We start from the raw sequence: 18,553 nt of genomic DNA, 5'->3' as shown, positions 1-18,553 counted from the left end.
TGCCAACGTCAAGGTAGCCTAACCCCAGTAAACTCGGGCCTTGCAGCATGCCAGGCCCGTTTTCACACACAGATAGGACAACCAAATCCGTTGAACTACTTCATTTATCTGATTAATTGTTCAGCTTTAGGCAATATTTGTGCGCTGGATCGCGCGGTGAGATCGTAATTGTAAATATCTGTTCGATATTGTGTACGTCCATCAGCGCCGACAAACGCGGTCAAATAATAGAGATTAACCGGGATATTCTGGCGAATATTAACGTAGCGGGTGTTTCCCTGTTTAAGCGCATCTGAAATACGCGCGTCATTCCAGCCAGCATCCTGCAGTAGCATATTCGCCAGCTCAGAGGCTTTATTGACGCGTACGCATCCGGAGCTCAACGCACGCCCATCCCGCTGGAACAGATTGTGATTTGGCGTATCGTGCAAATAGATAGCGTCCGAGCTTGGCATATTGAATTTATAGCGCCCCAGCGAATTGCGCGCGCCGGGAGCCTGCTGGAAGCGGAACGGCAGATTCGATGCGGTTATCGTTTCCCAATCGACCTGATAAGGGTCGATTGTCTCTTTGCTATTCCAGCCGCGCATCATCGTATAGCCGTGCTGCTCAAGGTAGCCTGGGTTATTGCGCACCTTCGGCAGAATATCGTTGCGCGCCAGCGTCGGCGGCACGTTCCACGGCGGGTTGACCACGACATTGTTCAGGGCGCTGCTCATCATCGGCGTTTTACGGTCCGGGCGACCAACAATAACCCGCGATGCCAGCACCTGGCTACCGTCCTGGTAATAGACCAGCGAAAAGGCGGGAATATTCACCATGATGCCGGTCGCCAGATTACCCGGCAGCAGGCGCAAACGCTGAATATTCAATGCCAGCACGCCGGCGCGCTGCGCGGGAGAAACGTTGAGCCAGTCGCGGGTCGCCTGACCAATCACACCGTCAGCGCCCAGCCCCTGCCAGGCCTGGAAGCGCTTAACGCCCTCGACTAACTGGCGATCGTAAACGCCGCGGCCGCTGCTTTTGGCCTTTTTCCCGGCAGATGGGCTCACCACCTCATCGCCCGGCAAAGCAATCTTTGCCGATTCATCCAGCATACCGGTGCGCTGTAAAATTTCGCGCAGCGCGCCGGCATCATTGCTCCATTCGCCCGGGCGCAGCGACGTCTTGCTGGTAAGCTGCGGCCATGGACGGGAATCGGCAACCTGCGCTAATAGCGCCTGATGCATTGCGGCATACTGCGGATGCTGCGGGGCGAGCCCGGCAATAAACTGCGGCAGCGAACCGTTATCCAGCGCCACCTGCCACTGGTTAATGACCGACAGAGGCGGCGTCGACATCGCATACGGTTTGGTGCCGTACAGCCAGCGGTTGCCCTGAGTCGGAATACCGCTAATAAAATGCAGATAGCCCATCATGGCGTCAGAAAGAACAACATCCCGCGCCAGACCGTTCACTGCCGGGTCGGTCAACAGCTCAACCCAGGTGGTGAACTGCGGCTGGAAACCGGCGATAGCCACTTCAGCCAGCTGCTGTTGAAACGCCTGCACCGCCTCGCGGTTATCCCACATCGGTTTCATATCCCTGGCCGCATACAGCGATACCAGCGGATTCATAAATACGGGTTGATAACCGGTCGGCAGCACCGCCTGAATATCGGCACGGCTTTTTGCCGCCGCCTCGGCTGGAAGCGCCTGCTCGCCGGCCATTTTGGCGACCGCCGCAGATTGGTTTGCGCTTTGGCTCAGCGCAGAAGAAAGCTCGCTGATGGCGGTAGCGCTATCCGATGGTACCACTTCAGGCTCTTCGGCCTGGACATTGAACAGTGGAGCAAATGCAAAAGCCAGGCTCAGACTGAGCGCGGACAATTGACGACCATACCGTTTCTTTAGCAACATCCCTTGCCCCCTGTTAACACATTGCTGCCCGCTAAATTGGGGCTTACTTTCAGTATATGAAGACGAAAACGCTTTTGCCTTCCCAAATGTAAAGAAGTTAAAAGATTATACAATCCTAAAATACAGGAACGGATAACAAAAAGGGCGACATCGCGTCGCCCTTTGGCTGGTTATTATACCACCCTATGAAGCATTTGCCGTTCCCGGCAGCGTTTCGGGCAGCTGCGGCGCGAAGCCACGCAGACCGACGACGTGCACGTGCTCGTGATTATTCACGACCTTACGCACAAGCTTATAGGTGGTGCCTTTTTCCGGACTGATATTTTCCGGCGCCGCGATAATCAGCTGCATCTCCAGACGATCGCAGAGCTCGAACAGCGTCGCGATAGAGCGGGCATCCAGACGCGCCGCTTCATCAAGGAACAGCAGACGACACGGCGAAATGTCCTTACCGCGCAGGCGCGAAGATTCATCTTCCCAGCTCTGTACCACCATCACCAGGATCGACATCCCGGTACCGATAGCCTCACCGGTCGATAGCGCACCGGATTCCGCGCGCAGCCAGCCGTCGGAACCACGGTTAACTTCCACTTCCATCTCCAGATAGTTGCGGTAGTCCAGCAGCTCTTCGCCGATGGTCTGCGGCGTACGCTGCCCCATATCAATCTGCGGATTCAGGCGCTGATACAGCTTCGCCAGCGCTTCCGAGAAGGTCAGACGATTGCTGTTGAACAGATCCTGATGCTGTTCATGCTGTTCAGACAGCACGTCCAGCAGCATCGAGTGGGTTTCCCGCACGTTGACGTTCAGACGCACGCTGTTAACCTGGCCGAAGGAGACGCTCTGCAGCCCCTGGTTGAGCATGCGAATACGGTTTTGCTCGCGCTGGATAGTCTTGCGGATAATATTGGCCACGCTGCGGGAGCTGATGGCCAGCTTCTGCTCGCGGTTGGTCAGCTCTTCCGTCAGACGGCTGAGTTCGATCTCCATCTGCTCAATCGCTTCCACCGGATCGTCGGTGCGGATGATATCCTGGCGGATACGCTCGCGCAGATGCTGATACACGGCGACAAAGAACTGGATTTTGCGTTCCGGGCGTTTCGGATCTTCAGAAATACGCAGCACATCGCGCAGATGTTCGTTATCCGAGACCGCCAGACGCAGCGCGCCGAGCGCCTTATCCGACATGGAGCGCAGCTCATCTGCGGACAGGTAAGCCAGCTCGCGACGATGCAGGCGACGCTCCACGCCGTTGTCTTTCACCAGGCGCATGACCGCGCACCAGCCCGCTTTGGCGCTGACCACCTGTTCGCGCATTTCGCAGTAATCGCGCTCCAGCTTGCGCAGTCTGCGGGTCAGGTTATCCATTTCCGCTTCGCAGAAGGTCAACGCTTTCTCAAGTTGATTGCGGCGCGCGCGGTTGTTGCTGAGCTGAGCGTGGAGCTCATCGCGGCGCAGACGGGCGCGCTCTTCGGCGCCGGCGTCGGCGCGTACGCCAATATCCTTAAGCTCTTTATGCAGGTCGTTGAGCAGCTCTTTTTTGGTGTCATACGAACTTTTCAGCGATGCCAGCACCTGATGGTACTGATTGAGCTGCGCGGCGTGGGTACGCAGCGCGTCGCGGGTGCGGGCACGTTCCGCTTCCGCCTGCTCCAGGCGATGGCGCAGCTTCTCGTTCAGATCGCTATTACCGCTGAGCATCTCTGCGGAATCAGAGTAGCTAAAGTGGGCGCGACGCTGCACCACTTCGGTCAGCGCAAACGCCTGCTGACGCGCGTCGCGCTGGGTCTGCTGCGAATACGCATAGTCTTCTTTCAGCTGTTCAAACTGCTCCGGGTCGCTCTGAAGAACGGAAACGATCGGCTCCAGCTTTGCCAGCTGATTGCCGTGCTGCTGTACGAAGCGCGCGGCTTCCTGCGCTTCGTCAAGGCGTTCCTGGATTTCATCCACGCGATCGGCCAGCGAGTCGTCGGCCAGTAGATTCAGACGCGGCAGCAGGCGGTTGAGGGCGGATACCCCCTCTTTGGCCTGCTCATACTGCGCCCGGTTCTGCTGGTTATCGCTCTCATGGGCAGTCAGCGCCCGCTCCAGTTCGCCGCGACGCGTATTCAGTTTGCGGATTTCCTCTTCCGGGTCGTCCTCAAAGGCCACCGCCAGATGGTTGCCGATAAAGCGGCTGAACGCCTGATGCAGGCGCTGGGTTTTCTGCACATCAAACGACAGCGTCGCAAAACGCTCGGACAGGCTTTCGCGCTCGGCGTGCAGGGTTTCAACACGGCTTTCGCGGGCCGCGCGGCCAAACAGCGGCAGCGTCGGGAAGCGTGAATAGCGCCACTGGCGATCGGCAATCTTCACGACCACCGCTTTTTCCAGCTCATCGACGCTGAATACGCTGTCATCAAACGACTGCGGATCGCCTTCGATCAGGTAGAGATCTTCGGGACAATCTTCAAGACCTTCGAGCTGATCGGCAATCAGCGACAGATCCGGTACCACGATGGCGTGGCGGGAAGGACCGTAGAGCGCGGAGTAATAAGGCGCATCATCGAGACTCACGTCATCGTAGATTTCCGACAGCAGTACGCCGCCAAAACGTTCCGCCAGCGCGTTCAGGCGCTGATCTTCCGAACCGCCCGGCTGGCTAAGACGCTCAATTTCATCATCGATAGCGCGCTTGCGGGCGCCGACTTCATCGCGCTCCACGATAGCTTCGCGTTCACGCTCCAGCAGCTGCTGGAGATATTCGGTGACTTCCTGGCTGGACTCAAACTGCTCGCCGCTCTGCTCGCACAGCTGGTTAAGGCTGTTCTGCGCCGCCAGCCAGATGGGCGCGCGGCGCATCAGCGTTTGCGTCCGCGACTGCAGCTGTTCCAGCTCCTGGCGTAGGGTCATCCGCCGTTCGCTGGCGGAGGAGACGCTGTCGGAAAGCGACGCGATGCGGGCTTCCAGCTCCTGATGCAGAGCTTCCAGCTCATCGATATCGTAGCGTTTGCCCTGCCGCTTACAGAATTCATTGAGCTGGCGTTCGGCGTCCTGCTGTTCACGCAGGCGCTGTTCGAGCTCGGTCAGGCGGCTGCGCAGCCCGTGCGCCTGTTCAGCCTGATGGCGTTGATTAACGCCTTCGCGCAGCAGCTCGCGCGCTACGTTCCAGGCTTCATTACGCGCCAGCGGGCCGTTGATCTCCGCCACCAGCTGGTATGCCTGTTCAAACTGGCTGTGCGCGGTTTGCGCCACGCTCATTTTCTGTTCCAGCGACAGCATTTTTTCCGTCGCTTCCTGCTCTTTCGCCTGGAACGTTTCCAGCCACTCGTCGGCGCTTTCCGGGGTTAAGTCCGGCAGATGGCAGAGGGTTTTTGCCCGCTCCAGCGCCTGCAGCGCCTGGGTGTACTGAATCGCGCGGGTCTGCTGCACGTCCAGCGCCTGCTGGTAGTCGGCAAGCTGGTTTTTCAGCTCATCCACTTCCAGCTCGGCGGCTTCGGCGCGGGCTTCGTTCTCTTCCTGTAGATCAACCGCTTCCGCGACGACTTCATTTTGCTCTTCGAGGCGAATCTGCAGTTCATCAAGATCCGCTTCATAGCGCTCGATTTTTTCCTGCTGGCGCAGCGCGGTCTGTACCAGGTTCAGATGGTCGCTGGCGGCCTGGTAATCGGCTTCCAGATCGCCTTCCGCGCCGTTATGTTCCTGCAGTTCGCGGGCCATATCGACGTGCTTATACTGTTCCGCCGCGAGCTGAGCGCGGGAGGTGAACAGATCCCGGCGATATTCCAGCGCTTTATCGAGATGAATGCGCCGTTCATTGGCGTGACGCATATAGTCGGCGGCAACGTAGTTGGTGGCTTCGCTGATCAGATGCTTGAAGAGATCGCGGTCCGACTGCGTCACGCGGATAGCTTCCAGCGTCATGCGGTTTTCACGCAGCGCCGCTTCCATATCCTGGAACGCCTTACGCACGCCGCTGTTTTCCGGCAACAGGTAGTCGCGCAGCGAGCGGGTAATGGTGCTCGAAATACCGCCGTACAGCGAGGCTTCGATCAGGCGATAGTATTTGCTACGGTCCGAAGCCGAACGCAGGCGACGGGCCACCACGCCCAGGTCAAACATCAGCGAGTGATATTCGGTAATAGAGTTAAACTGCTTAAACTGCACCCCTTCCATCGCTTCGAGCTTATCTTTCAGCTCGTTGAGCGTCACCACGCGCGCCTGGCGCTCGTTAAGGGTTTCGGTCAGCAGCTGGGTTGGCTGGATGGAGGTTGGCAGGCCCTGGATCGCAAACGGCTTGATATCGACTTTACGATCGCGACCGGCCACCTGCTGTAGGCGAACGCCGACCACCACGCGCTGGTGGCGGGAGTTGATCACGTCCAGCACCGAGTAGCAGACGCCAGCGCGCAGCTTACCGTGCAGGCCTTTATCGCGCGAGCCGCTGGTGGCCCCCGCTTCCGTGGTGTTACGGAAGTGCAGCAGCGTCAGGTCCGGGATCAGCGCGGTGACGAAGGCGGCCATGGTCGTGGATTTACCGGCCCCGTTACCACCGGAAAGCGTGGTCACTAATTCATCAAGATCAAAAGTCCGGGCAAAAAAGCCGTTCCAGTTAACCAGCGTTAGCGAGCGAAATTTACCGCGTTCAATCATTACTCTTCCTCCCCGCTATCCGGCTGATTCTCTTCATTCTCATCATTAAGCTGCAGGCGATTTTCCAGCGCCATCGCTTCACCGTCGCGGATCATACGCAGCTGGGCTTCGCGCGGATCGTCACCGGCGCGCACATCGGCGCCGAAGCGAAATACCGATTCGGTGATGCGGAATTTGCTGCTGTCGTGGCCCATAAACCACACCATGCCGAGACGGCGCAGGCGGTTGAGCGAAGCGCGCATTTTTTCCTGCAGTTTCTGGCGATCAAGGTCGGAGCCGGTAGAACGGTTATTGACCAGCTTCAGCAGCTTGGCTTCATCCGCCAGAGTCAGCAGCTCGTCGTAAAGCTCCTGCTGGGTGAAGATGCCTTCATTCGCCAGGCGCTCCGGGCTGAGGTAGAGATAGCAGAGAATTTTGCCCACCATCATATCCAGCTCGGAGAGCACCGAGCGCGGGATCAGCGTGGTCGACCGCGGACGCAGATAGAAAAATCCTTCCGGGGCGCGAATCAGCTCGACGTTGTAGCGAGCATAAAATTCTTCCAGGTAATCCTGAAAATCCATTAAAAATGCGTGATTATCCAGCTCGTCGAGGCCGATATGGCGGCCCGCGCGCAGGGCGCTATCCAGCGCCGGAAATAACGGATTAGCCAACGCTTGCGCCAGTTTAACCGGCATCACTTGTTCAATATTTGTCGATGACATGCGCCTGTACCTTGGCTCCGTAATCATTAATCGGCTGCCATTTTGCCGGCAGTCCGGTGAAATCTGCTTGCGCTACGCCCAAACGTACCGCCTGGTCGACCACAATGCGCGCGACATCAAAGTGGCGTGCGCGCGGATACTGCGACAGATATTCGCGAACCACCAGGCCAAGATCCAGCGGCAGTCCCTTCTCTTTATAGACCACCAGCTGTCCTTCAATCAGCGCCGCCAGCTGTTCGCGAATTTCGTTAAACTCTTCGTACTCCAGATCCGCCGGAAGTTCCCCGGTGACCTCTTCATCATGCAGCGCCATCTCTTCATCGCGCATATCAAGCAGTCGATCGGCATTCGCGTGGGTGAGCGCCCACGGAGCGTCGAAGTAGGTTTGCACCGACTGACGCAGACGCTGCGCGAAGACGCGGTTTTTATCCATATCGATGGCGGTACGGATAAATTTATGCACGTGGCGATCGTAGCCGATCCACAGGTCAATCGCCTGCTGGCCCCAGCTGACGATGCGGTCCAGCTTGCTTTGCAGATCGAACACCAGACGATCGATAAAATTCAAATCGTCGCGCGCCATGGTCGAGTCCTGGATACGCAGTAGGTTTGCCTGCAGCTTATCGCCCGCCGCGTCCAGCGTATCCTGCAGTTCGCGCAGGGTGCCGGAGGTTTCCGACAGCAGCAGCTCACAGCTGGAGATCGCCGCTCGCCAGTCCTTGTTCAGCAGTTGGGCAATATCATCTTTCACCAACTGCTGCTGTTCATCCATGATCCGCTGAGTCAGGTCGATGCTGTCAAAAATTTCCGCTACCGAGTACTTCAGCGGGGCGAAAACGTTACGATGCCAGTGGAACTCATCGCCGCCCTCTTCTGCCGAGTCGGCGGCGCGCTTGAGTTCGCCGGCAACGATGGAGAGCTGCATCGACAGGCGCAAGGTGGAGAACTCACGCTGGCGAATATAGTAGTCGGTGATCCCGATGCCCAGCGGCGTCAGGCGATAAATAGCATTACCCTCGGTGATTTCGCTGGTAAAGCGGTTCAGCAGACGCTGGCGCACCATATCGTTAATGGCATTATTGGCGCGCTGGCTGATGGTTTCGCTGGTCTGCTCAAACGCATCACTCACGTGGCGGAACGCGTCCACCAGTTCTCCCTCGGTCATTTCCCCTTCCATCCGCTCGCCGTTCAGCGTGGCGATCGCCAGCAGAAAAGAGAGTCTGTCGACCGGCAGCGAAATAGAAAAATCATTTTTCCTGGCCCAGGCAACCAGTTCGGGGACTGTCTGGGAAAATTCACTCATAGTTTATCCTTGCATCTGCGGCTTAAGCGCGGTGACGTGAATATAACGGCCTAAGCTAATATACGGCTCCTGGCGACAGTAGCGCGTTTCCAGCTCCAGCAGCGCCGCAAATTTGTCGTGCTGTTGGTGTTTTTCACGCAGATAATCATGAAACACCCGTACGCCTGTCTTACCGGTAATCTGCCAGCCAATCTCTTTCAGCCAGCCGTAAACCTGCTGCGGATCGCGCGGATAGTCCGGCGACAGCGTGCGTTTTTTCTTTTTCGGCATGCCGATTTGCACATAGTCGAGATTTCCGGCGACCATATTGTGCATCAACAGACCGTTAGCATTGTAGAACATCAGCGACAACGCGCCGCCGGGACGCAGCATCGCCCACAGCGTACGCAACATCGCCTGAGGTTCGGCTACCCATTCCAGCACCGCATGAAACAGTATCAGATCGACCGGACTTTCCAAATGCTGCTCAATATCCTGAGCCGCGCATTGTACAAAATGCATGTTGTCGATCACACCTTTATCGGCAGCCGCCTGCCTGGCGCGAGCCACCATTTCACCGGAAAGATCGCATAACGTGACGTGATGGCCCATTTCCGCCACTTTGATCGCCGTCTGTCCCTCGCCGCCGCCCGCGTCAAGAACTCGCAATGGCCCAGGCCCCAGCTGGTTCAGCAGCGGTTGCAGATCCTGCCAGAGGATCGCCTGCCGCAGCTGGCCTTTGGTGGTGCCATATATATTGCGCGAAAACTTTTCAGCAATATCATCGAAATTACGATCCTGCACGGGTGACTCCACACGCCAACACAAAGCCGCTATTTTGTCATACCCGCGCGGAGAATGAAGCGATCTGTTGTAAGATCCGGGTATATCTTTGGTTAGATGGTTAAAAAAGGAACCGTACGGCATGCTTTTTACGCTGAAAAAGGTTTTAGGCGGCATGATGCTGCCGCTTCCCCTGCTGCTGTTGCTGATTGCGCTCGGGATCGCACTGCTGTGGTTTAGCCGTTTCCAGCGCACCGGCAAGCTCTGCGTCAGCCTCGGCTGGCTACTGTTACTGCTGTTGAGCCTGCAACCCGTAGCCGATAGCCTGCTAAAGCCGATTGAAGATAAATACCCGACGTGGAGAGATGAAAAGCGCGTGCAGTATGTCGTCGTACTTGGCGGCGGCTACACCTGGAATCCGAACTGGGCCCCCAGCTCAAATCTCATCAACAACAGCCTGCCGCGGCTGACGGAGGGGATCCGCCTGTGGTATGAAAACCCGGGCTCGAAACTCATTTTTACCGGCGCCGCGGCAAAAACGAATCCAGTCAGCACGGCGGAAGCCGGGGCCAGAGTTGCCGAGAGTCTGGGGATACCGCGCAGCGAAATCATCGTTCTGGATAAACCCAAAGACACCGAAGAAGAAGCCGCCGCGGTGAAGGAGGCGATAGGCGATGCGCCGTTCCTGCTGGTTACCTCCGCCTCGCATCTGCCGCGGGCGATGATTTTCTTTCGCCGCGCCGGGCTAACCCCCCTGCCCGCGCCGGCCAACCAGTTGGCGATTGAGTCACCGCTCAACCCATGGGAGCGAGCAATTCCTTCGCCCGTTTGGCTCATGCATAGCGATCGGGTGGGTTACGAAACGCTAGGCCGCATCTGGCAATGGCTGAAAGGATCCTCAGGCGATCCAGGGCAGGATTGATTTAGCCGCCAGATCAAACCGGGTGCGGTCAAAGCGCCCGGTATTCACCAGATTATCCACTTCGTCCCACAGCAGATACAGCCAGCACCGCCAGAGAAACGCTTCCGCCACCGGCGCCCGCCGGAGATAGTGCCACAGCAGCTCCTCCTCCTGACCGCTATCGGCCAGACGGAATAGCTCATATTCCCTCGGCGCCCAGAGCATCATACCCGGCCCGACCATCGCCAGCAGCTGATCGCTGCGCGGATCTTTAAGCATGCTGCGCAGCGTGAAGCTACCGTGTACCAGCACGCAGTTATCATTGAAATCTTTAAACAAATCCATAAGGCATTCGCGGGTGCGGAACAGAATGCGTTTATCCTGCATCGTCAGGCCGGTATCATGATAAAGATTCAGCGTGCTCCATAGCACCTCCACGCGCTGGCGATACCAGTACGGCCAGAGGTTTTCCTGAGTACTATCGACCATCCCGACGCAGCCGCCGCTGTCCTGCCGGTGCCAGGCCAGCAGCGCTTCAACGATCTGCTCCTGCAGCTGCTCCCAGCGCTCCGGCGTGCGGGCGGGGGCTTCAACCGAGACGCCGCGCAGCCGTTCGATCAGCAGAACATCGGGGCCGGGATGCTCTTCATGCGTCATTACGCCGTAGACAACCGGCATACGCACGGTGCCGCTTCGCGCGAGGGTCGATATTTTCCACGCCAGCTGGCGCGCCACCCCCGGCGTCGTAAAGCTGCGCGCCAGCAGCGGCATTGGGTTTCCCTGTGCATCATATAGCGACCACAGCGCCGACGAGGGTTTCTCGCTGACGCACTCCACGCGGCTTAGTTTTTCACCCAGCAGGTGGCTCAGCTCGGTACGCAACTGTTCCATTTCTGATTACCCCTATGAATACTACCGGATTCATAATGAGCGCCTGCGCCGGGGTTGTCATCGGGTGAGATCAAAATTGACGTAAAAAAGTATGGAATAACGGCCTGGGGATATCCCCTCCTGGCGGAGGGGACGGAGGGATTAACGCAGCTCCGCGCGAACGCGCTCCAGATCTTCCGGTGTATCGACACCCGTACCGGGAACCACTTCCGCCACCGCGACATGGATTTTCTCGCCGTACCACAGCACGCGCAGCTGCTCGAGCATCTCTATTTGCTCCAGCGGGCTCGGTGCCCAGCTAACATAGCGGCGGATAAATCCGGCGCGATAGCCATAAATCCCAATATGGCGCAGCAGCGAATCGCCAACAGCCTCGCGGGATTTGGCGAAACGATCGCGATCCCACGGAATGGTGGCGCGTGAGAAGTAGAGCGCATAGCCCTCAGCATCCATCACGACCTTCACCGCATTCGGATTAAACGCTTCTTCCGCATCGTGGATTGGCACCGCTAAGGTCGCCATACCGCTCGTGCTTGCCGCCAGATTTTCGGCCACCTGCCGCACGATGGCTGGCGGGATCATCGGCTCGTCGCCCTGAATGTTAACGATGATGGTGTCATCGCTGAAGGCGCATTTTTCGACCACTTCGGCAAGGCGTTCGGTACCAGATTGATGATCTTCACGCGTCATGCAGACTTCGCCACCGGCGGCTTCCACCGCACGGGCCACGTCCGGATGGTCGGTAGCAACGATGATACGCTCGGCACCGGATTCGCGCGCGCGTTCCAGAACGTGGACAATCATCGGCTTGCCGTTGATATCCTGGAGCGGTTTCCCTGGCAGGCGGGTAGAAGCAAAGCGCGCGGGGATGATAACCACGAAACTCATGACTGGCTCTCTTCTACAGGAAGCGGGCGCGCTTCGGTTTCCAGCAGTACGGGAATGCCTTCACGCAGCGGAAAAGCCAGGCGATCAAGTTTGCAGATCAGTTCTTGCTTATCCTGGCTGTAATACAGCTTACCGTTACAAACCGGACAGGCGATAATTTCAAGTAAACGGTGATCCATGATTCCTCCAGATGGACCGAATAGATTCTTCAGCAGCATATCACACGTGGGCTCAGGCGGCGTCAATTTCCCAACCCTGCTGCAGGCCGGCAAAAAGCGCCGGAGGTAGCCGTCCGCAGGTCACTCGCGCGGCGCCCTGCCAGAGGGCAAAATCATCAATGGCGCGTTTTAGCCCGCTCTCCAGCCCGGACGTCACCTTTACCCCCTCTTCCAGCCACAGGGCGATAATTTCCAGCACGCCGGTTTTACGGTGCATTTTGCTGTCCATTCTGCCAACCAGTCTCCCCTGGTGCAGCAGCGGTAACACAAAATAGCCGTACTGCCGTTTCGGCGCGGGAGTGTAGCACTCCAGGCGGTAGGTAAAGCTAAACAGCTGTTCCGCTCGTTTGCGATCCCATACGACCGGATCGAAAGGCGAGAGCACGGCGCTGTGGCTGGCGGCGAGCCTGCCGCCGGGAGAGGACTCCAGCAGCGTCAGGGCATCACGGTGAAGCCACATTTCGCCCAGCGTCTCAACGTTAACCGGCACCACCAGCCCCTCATCCTGCCAACTCGCCAGCAGCAGCGGCAGCGGGGGCTGACGCAGACGATAATAATCCGCCAGCCACTGCGCGCGAAAAATCCCCAGGCTACGAGCGCTATTGCGTAACATAATGGCTTCAGCCTGCTCCTGAGAGAGCCCATCTCGCGCATCGTCCCAGTTCGGCATCACCCGATGGGTCAGGTCGTAAACGCGCTGAAAATTACGCCGCTCGATAACCATCACTTCACCGGCGGTAAATAAACCTTCAAGATGGCGCTTATGCGGTTTCCACTCCCACCAGCCGCTGGCGCCTTTGCGCGGATGCTCGAAGTCGGCCGAGCGCACCGGGCCATTTTCAGCAATATGGGCCAGCAACTCCTGAATGCCTGCGGCGTGCTCGGTCATCCACGCTTTGTGATATTTCCAGCCCATTTTATCCGGCGCCAACATGCGGTGACGCACCAGCGAAAAGTCGCTGCGCGGTAAAAAGCAGGCTTCGTGCGCCCAGTACTCCATCAGCTCGCCGGCGCGGAGCGCCTCGTCCAGCCAGCCCTGAGGATAGCGGCCAAGGCGGCTAAAAAGCACCAGGTAAGGACTGCGGGCAACCACGTTGATGGTATCGATTTGCAGCAGGGACATCTGCCTGATGGTCTGTAGAATGTCCTCGGGCCTGGCGCGACGACGGGGCTTTTTCAGCAGCCCCTGCGCGGCGAGGTGGAGATGGCGGGCATCTTTAAGCGAGAGGGACAATACCGGCATGCAGCTACTCCGTTAAGGGTTCAGGCGCAAGCGGTGATGGACAAAATCAGCGTTGCGCCAGCGTAATTAAGTCAGTGAGCAACCGCTGCGCGCGTTCATCAGTCATTATCGCGTCGACCGGGAGATACCACCAGTTTGCCTGCGCAAACTCGCGGCACTTCACCGCGTCTTTTTCGGTCATCAGCAGAGTTTGCCGCGCTGTCGCCAGGGCGGCGACAGCGCTCTGCGTCAATGCCTGATGATCGGCCAGGGCAACGGTTTTGACCGGCTGTACGCCGCAGCTTTCAAGAGTGGCGAAGAAACGCGGAGGGTGGCCGATTCCGGCCATCGCCACCACGTTGTCAAACGCCGCGACATCCCGGCGTTCACCGGTCAGCAGATTCACCGCCAGTCCGGGGCGAAGCTGCATCGGAATTTCTCCCGGGCGGGCGAGGCCCCCGTTAACAATAACCGCATCCACGCTGCGTAAACGCGAAGCGCGCTCACGCATAGGCCCGGCGGGCAGCCACCAGCCGTTGCCAAAACGGCGCACGCCGTCAATCACCACAATTTCTTTGTCGCGCGCCAGCTTATAGTGCTGCAGGCCATCATCAGTGACGATAAGCTGAAGATCCTTGGCGGCAAGCAGGGCCTGTACCGCATCGCTGCGTACCGGCGAGACGGCAACCGGCGCGCCGGTACGCTGGTAAATCAGTACCGGCTCATCCCCCGCTTCCCCGGTGCGGGTATCCGGATTAAGCAGCAGCGGATAGCTCGCTGCTTTACCGCCGTAGCCGCGTGAAACGACACCAACGCGAATACCGCGCTGCTGGAGCTGTTCCACCAGCCAGACGACAACCGGCGTTTTACCATTGCCGCCTGCGGTCAGGTTACCCACCACCACGACCGGCACCGGCGCTCGCCAGGCTTTTCGCCAGCCCAGTTTATAGCTAAGCCGTATCAACCCGCTCACCAGGCCATAGAGCCAGGAGAGCGGAAGCAGCAGCCGCCATAAGGGCGACTCACCGGACCAGATACGAGCAATCATGCGCCGAACTGCATCTTATGCAGCTGAGCGTAGACGCCCTTGTGCTCAAGCAGATCGGTATGGCTGCCGCGCTCAACGATCTGACCATCTTCCACCACCACGATCTCATCAGCCTGCTCAATCGTCGACAGACGGTGGGCAATAACCAGCGAGGTGCGGTTTTTCTGCAGTTCGTCCAGCGCGGCCTGAATCGCGCGTTCGGATTCGGTATCCAGCGCCGATGTGGCTTCGTCGAGGATCAGGATCGGGCTGTTACGCAGCAGGGCGCGAGCGATTGCGATACGCTGACGCTGGCCGCCGGAAAGCATCACGCCGTTTTCACCGATAATCGTATCCAGGCCATTGTCCATTTTGTTGATAAAATCCATGGCATAAGCCATACGCGCCGCTTCCTCAATCTGCTCGCGGCTGTACTCTTCGGTACGCGCATAGGCGATGTTATTCGCTACGGTATCGTTAAAGAGATGGACGTTTTGCGACACCAGCGCAACCTGATCGCGCAGGGAGCTCAGGGTGTATTCACGCAGGTCGTGGCCGTCCAGCAAGATCTGTCCATCATCAACATCGTAGAAACGCGTAATAAGGCTGGCGATGGTCGACTTGCCCGAGCCCGAGCGCCCGACCAGCGCCACGGTTTTCCCTTCCGGAATATTCAGGTCGATATTGCGCAGGGCGGCGACTTCGCGTCCTGGGTATCTGAAGGTGACGTTTTTAAATTCGAGGTTGCCCTTCGCGCGTTCGATAACCCGCGTGCCTTCATCCTTCTCCTGCTCGGAATCAAGAATGGCGAAAAGGGTCTGACAGGCGGCCATCCCGCGCTGGAACTGCGCGTTGACGTTAGTCAGCGATTTCAGCGGGCGCATCAGCGCGATCATCGAGGAGAAAACAACGGTGATGGTCCCGGCCGTCAGCGTCTCCATCACGCTCGGGAAGCTGGCAGCATAGAGCACGAAAGCCAGAGCCAGAGAGGCGATCAGCTGGATAATCGGATCAGAAATTGACGACGCGGAGACCATTTTCATCCCCTGCAGACGCATCTTATTGCTGACTTTATCAAAACGTTTGGTTTCGACGGCCTGGCCGCCAAACATCAGCACTTCTTTGTGCCCTTTCAGCATCTGCTCTGCGCTGGTCGTCACCTGTCCCATGGTGTTCTGCATATTCTTGCTGATATTACGGAAACGCTTCGAGACCACGCGAATAGCAATAGACACGATCGGCGCCAGCACGATCAGAATCACTGACAGTTGCCAGCTGTAGTAGAACATCATAACGAACAGGCCAATAATCGATGCGCCTTCACGCACAACGGTAATCAGCGCGCTGGAGGAAGAGGACGCGACCTGCTCAGAATCATAGGTAATACGCGATAACAGCGTCCCGGTGGACTGTTTGTCAAAGAAGGCAACCGGCATCCCCATCATATGGCTGAATAAACGACGGCGCATCGTCATCACGACTTTGCCGGACACCCAGGAGATACAGTAGCTTGAAACGTAGCTGGTAATGCCGCGCAGAATCATTAACCCGATCACCACCAGCGGCATCCATATCAGCACGGAGCGATCCGTTTTACCAAAACCATCATCCAATAACGGTTTAAGAAGCGATAGCATGAAGGTATCACTAGCCGCGTTAAGCACTAACGCTACCGCTGCAACGATTAGCCCGGGTTTAAACGGCGCTATAATCGGCCAGAGTCGGCGGAAGGTCTGCCACGTGGAGAGATCTTTATCGTTCTGCATTCAATAAACCAGCTTGTGTTGAAATAGCCGCATATTCTACCCGTTCTACGCCTTCCCGCCAAACCACTGATGATACCAACGAGGTAAAACTTGATCCCGTAAGCCATGGATTTGCCAGCCGTCCGGGGAAAAAACGACCGTAATTTGCCCCTGATGCGGCGTATCGAACCATTGATAACGCTGATTCCGGTAGCGCTGAATCACTTTCGCTGATGGCATACGCCAGGCGTTATAGCGAGAAGCGGAAGCAAGCGCCGCCTTGCCGCCAACGCTCCGCAGCAGGGCTATCCCTGACGAGGTATTACTGCCGTGGTGCGGAACCTGGATAAGTGTAGACGCAAGATGCTGCCAGTAGTGGCTAATCATCGCCAGCTCCGCCGGCGTTTCAATATCCCCGGTCAGCAGAATACTGTACTGCCCATCGTCAATTCGCACCACGCAAGAGCGATTATTTCCCGCTTTTGTCGCCCCAGGCAGCGGCCAAAGCGCGCGAAAGGTTAAGCCTCGCCACTGCCAGGTTTCTCCGCGTCGGCACGCTAAATGACCAGCCCAGCCCAGCGGGCTGCGCACCGCTGTCTGCGGCCATGCTTTTAACACTGAGTTGAGCCCACCGCGGTGATCGAGATGCTCGTGGCTGAGAACGATCCCCTCCAGCTGCAAATGGTGCCAGCGTAGCCACGGGATAATAATCTGCTGGCCGCTGTCGCCATCAGGCCAGGCAAGCCCGGTGTCATAGAGAAACGCCGCGCCCTGACGTTCAATGACCACCGCCAGCCCCTGCCCTACGTCCAGCATAGTGGCTCGCCATTCGTCAACTGAGGCGCTTCGCCAGAACGGCCTGCTCAGCAGCACGAGGCAGGTCAAGCAAAATGCGGGCGCCGTCCGCCAGGCGTGAAAGCGCCAGACGATCAGCGCCAGCCACGGTACAATGCTTATCCCAAGCCAGCGAGCGTCAAGCCCCAGCCAGCCGGGCGGCAGCTGGCGTAATAACCAGAATAAGATAGCCAGGATCCTGTCCGCTGATTGCCAGACCGCCATCTCAATGATAGACGGCGCGCAGAGGTGTAAAAACATGGCTGCCAGGATCAACGGGACGACGACAAAGGCCACCAGAGGCACGGCGATAAAGTTGGCGACCACGGACGTTAAGCTTATACCGTGAAACAGAGCGATCTGTAGAGGAGCGAGCAGGAACATCAATCCGATCTGCAGGTGGCATAACGCAAGGCTTTGACGCAGTAGCCAGTTCTTTTTGCCGGCCGGCATCGGCGCCAGTTGATACCATAAAATAAGCGCCGCTACGGCGAACGCTGATAGCCACAGGCTTTCGGATAACATTGCCAGCGGATCGGCAAACAGTATTGCGCCAATGCAGCAGACCCATAGCTGCCATGGCGACCAGCGTTTTCCGGATAGCCTCAGCGCGCCCCCCGCAGCCAGCGCGACGCAGGTGCGCAGCGCCGGCGGCTGCATGCCGGTTAGCCCAGCGTAAAATATCGCGCTCGCCAGGCCCATAAGCAGCGGCGCCCGCCAGCCAAGCCAGCGGCACGGGAGAAAGAATTGCGCGCCCCTGAGCAGCAACCAGCCCAGAGAAGCCCCCAGCGCGATATGTAAGCCAGAAATCGCCATCAGGTGCGATATGCCGGTTTCCTGCATCAGGGATTTTATCTCGCGAGGTATCGCCAGACGCTCCCCCATGCCTAACCCTAGCATCACCGATTGCCACGGCAACGCGGCCAGCGTGTGATTCAGCGAAGCCAGATAACGCGCTCGCAAACTGCAGTTTCGCTCCCGGATTTCAGCCGTGATAAAGCGCCCGGTTAACGGACGATGCTGCGCTAATGCATAGCGTTGGCTATCGAAACCGCCATCGTTGAGCTGACCGTGGACTGGACGCGCCCGCAGCGTCATGGCCCAAACCTGGCCTGCGCAGGGCGTTTCTGGCAGATAGTTGCCGTAGAGGCTAATCCCCGGAGCAGGAAACAGCCGACGCCCATCCAGACGAATAATTTTGCCCTGATGCGTTGTCTGCCCGTCCGTTGCGGTCAGCTCAACTTCAACCCGCTGATTCTTGTCCGTTAACCTCTCTGTCGGCCATAGCGTCTGGCGAGCGCTGAGCACTCCCCAGACAAAAAACAGCGTTATCAATGCCGCGTATTGCGCAGGTCTGCGCCGACATTGCGCAATGAGTAGCGCCAGGACCATTAACCCCCAGGTAACCCACCGCCCGGGCAGAACGGGCAACCAGAGTAGCGGCAGGATACCGATAATCACGCAGCCCGCAAGTTGTGGTAAACGCATGAGCACCTCCCTGTCAGAGGGAGTGTTACGCTAAACAGGC

At 58.0% G+C, this 18,553-nt stretch carries 12 protein-coding genes and 1 pseudogene; 1 reads left to right on the top strand and 12 read right to left on the bottom strand.

Annotated elements, in window-relative coordinates; all coding sequences use genetic code 11:
- Positions 1 to 104 precede the first annotated feature (104 nt).
- From ldtD to cmoM, 5 genes and pseudogenes are all read right to left on the bottom strand, one after another.
- Positions 105 to 1,898 (bottom strand): L,D-transpeptidase, encoded by a 1,794-nt coding sequence (ldtD, locus tag CMQ96_RS15685; RefSeq protein ID WP_024360064.1) that lies wholly within the window; start codon positions 1,896 to 1,898, stop codon positions 105 to 107.
- Positions 1,899 to 2,081: 183 nt separating this feature from the next.
- Complete coding sequence (mukB, locus tag CMQ96_RS15680; RefSeq protein ID WP_024360065.1) at positions 2,082 to 6,530, bottom strand: chromosome partition protein MukB; 4,449 nt, start codon at positions 6,528 to 6,530, stop codon at positions 2,082 to 2,084.
- Positions 6,530 to 7,234 (bottom strand): chromosome partition protein MukE, encoded by a 705-nt coding sequence (mukE, locus tag CMQ96_RS15675; protein WP_004100725.1) that lies wholly within the window; start codon positions 7,232 to 7,234, stop codon positions 6,530 to 6,532. The genes mukB and mukE overlap by 1 nt, the downstream gene beginning before the upstream one ends.
- Positions 7,215 to 8,537 carry a chromosome partition protein MukF gene (gene mukF, locus CMQ96_RS15670; RefSeq protein ID WP_024360066.1) on the bottom strand — a complete coding sequence of 441 codons (1,323 nt, stop codon included), beginning with the start codon at positions 8,535 to 8,537 and terminating at the stop codon, positions 7,215 to 7,217. The genes mukE and mukF overlap by 20 nt, the downstream gene beginning before the upstream one ends.
- A pseudogene (cmoM, locus tag CMQ96_RS15665) lies at positions 8,534 to 9,320 on the bottom strand (tRNA uridine 5-oxyacetic acid(34) methyltransferase CmoM). The gene mukF and the pseudogene cmoM overlap by 4 nt, the downstream one beginning before the upstream one ends.
- A gap of 121 nt (positions 9,321 to 9,441) precedes the next feature.
- Between cmoM and elyC the strand changes: the two are divergent.
- Positions 9,442 to 10,221 carry an envelope biogenesis factor ElyC gene (elyC, locus tag CMQ96_RS15660; protein WP_004871635.1) on the top strand — a complete coding sequence of 260 codons (780 nt, stop codon included), beginning with the start codon at positions 9,442 to 9,444 and terminating at the stop codon, positions 10,219 to 10,221.
- Here elyC and CMQ96_RS15655 read toward each other — a convergent pair.
- From CMQ96_RS15655 to CMQ96_RS15625, 7 genes are all read right to left on the bottom strand, one after another.
- A complete protein-coding gene (locus CMQ96_RS15655) occupies positions 10,198 to 11,091 on the bottom strand; it encodes a YcbJ family phosphotransferase (RefSeq protein ID WP_098067002.1) in 894 nt (297 codons plus the stop codon). The genes elyC and CMQ96_RS15655 overlap by 24 nt on opposite strands.
- A 141-nt stretch (positions 11,092 to 11,232) precedes the next feature.
- Positions 11,233 to 11,979: a 3-deoxy-manno-octulosonate cytidylyltransferase gene (gene kdsB / locus CMQ96_RS15650; RefSeq protein ID WP_024360070.1), complete on the bottom strand. Its 747-nt coding sequence runs from the start codon at positions 11,977 to 11,979 to the stop codon at positions 11,233 to 11,235.
- Complete coding sequence (gene ycaR / locus CMQ96_RS15645) at positions 11,976 to 12,158, bottom strand: protein YcaR (RefSeq protein WP_004130952.1); 183 nt, start codon at positions 12,156 to 12,158, stop codon at positions 11,976 to 11,978. Before ycaR ends, kdsB begins: the two co-directional genes overlap by 4 nt.
- Positions 12,159 to 12,210: 52 nt before the next feature.
- Positions 12,211 to 13,440: a winged helix-turn-helix domain-containing protein gene (locus tag CMQ96_RS15640; protein WP_098067001.1), complete on the bottom strand. Its 1,230-nt coding sequence runs from the start codon at positions 13,438 to 13,440 to the stop codon at positions 12,211 to 12,213.
- A gap of 46 nt (positions 13,441 to 13,486) precedes the next feature.
- Positions 13,487 to 14,467, bottom strand: a complete 981-nt coding sequence (gene lpxK, locus CMQ96_RS15635) for a tetraacyldisaccharide 4'-kinase (protein ID WP_024360072.1) — start codon at positions 14,465 to 14,467, stop codon at positions 13,487 to 13,489.
- Positions 14,464 to 16,212 (bottom strand): lipid A ABC transporter ATP-binding protein/permease MsbA, encoded by a 1,749-nt coding sequence (gene msbA / locus CMQ96_RS15630; RefSeq protein WP_024360073.1) that lies wholly within the window; start codon positions 16,210 to 16,212, stop codon positions 14,464 to 14,466. Before msbA ends, lpxK begins: the two co-directional genes overlap by 4 nt.
- A gap of 45 nt (positions 16,213 to 16,257) precedes the next feature.
- Positions 16,258 to 18,513 (bottom strand): ComEC family protein, encoded by a 2,256-nt coding sequence (locus CMQ96_RS15625; RefSeq protein ID WP_098067000.1) that lies wholly within the window; start codon positions 18,511 to 18,513, stop codon positions 16,258 to 16,260.
- Between the last annotated feature and the right edge of the window lie 40 nt (positions 18,514 to 18,553).

The sequence above is a fragment of the Klebsiella sp. MBT K-1 genome, assembly GCF_002556465.1.
GTDB lineage: Bacteria > Pseudomonadota > Gammaproteobacteria > Enterobacterales > Enterobacteriaceae > Klebsiella > Klebsiella grimontii.
This window is presented reverse-complemented; position numbering and strand designations above follow the sequence as displayed.

Bases quoted from the DNA above. Each gene is read 5' to 3' on its own strand.
- CMQ96_RS15640 (WP_098067001.1), bottom strand. From the start codon at position 13,440: ATGCCGGTATTGTCCCTCTCGCTTAAAGATGCCCGCCATCTCCACCTC.
- ycaR (WP_004130952.1), bottom strand. From the start codon at position 12,158: ATGGATCACCGTTTACTTGAAATTATCGCCTGTCCGGTTTGTAACGGT.
- CMQ96_RS15655 (WP_098067002.1), bottom strand. From the start codon at position 11,091: ATGGAACAGTTGCGTACCGAGCTGAGCCACCTGCTGGGTGAAAAACTA.
- mukE (WP_004100725.1), bottom strand. From the start codon at position 7,234: ATGTCATCGACAAATATTGAACAAGTGATGCCGGTTAAACTGGCGCAA.
- elyC (WP_004871635.1), top strand. From the start codon at position 9,442: ATGCTTTTTACGCTGAAAAAGGTTTTAGGCGGCATGATGCTGCCGCTT.
- msbA (WP_024360073.1), bottom strand. From the start codon at position 16,212: ATGCAGAACGATAAAGATCTCTCCACGTGGCAGACCTTCCGCCGACTC.
- ldtD (WP_024360064.1), bottom strand. From the start codon at position 1,898: ATGTTGCTAAAGAAACGGTATGGTCGTCAATTGTCCGCGCTCAGTCTG.
- kdsB (WP_024360070.1), bottom strand. From the start codon at position 11,979: ATGAGTTTCGTGGTTATCATCCCCGCGCGCTTTGCTTCTACCCGCCTG.
- CMQ96_RS15625 (WP_098067000.1), bottom strand. From the start codon at position 18,513: ATGCGTTTACCACAACTTGCGGGCTGCGTGATTATCGGTATCCTGCCG.
- lpxK (WP_024360072.1), bottom strand. From the start codon at position 14,467: ATGATTGCTCGTATCTGGTCCGGTGAGTCGCCCTTATGGCGGCTGCTG.
- mukF (WP_024360066.1), bottom strand. From the start codon at position 8,537: ATGAGTGAATTTTCCCAGACAGTCCCCGAACTGGTTGCCTGGGCCAGG.
- mukB (WP_024360065.1), bottom strand. From the start codon at position 6,530: ATGATTGAACGCGGTAAATTTCGCTCGCTAACGCTGGTTAACTGGAAC.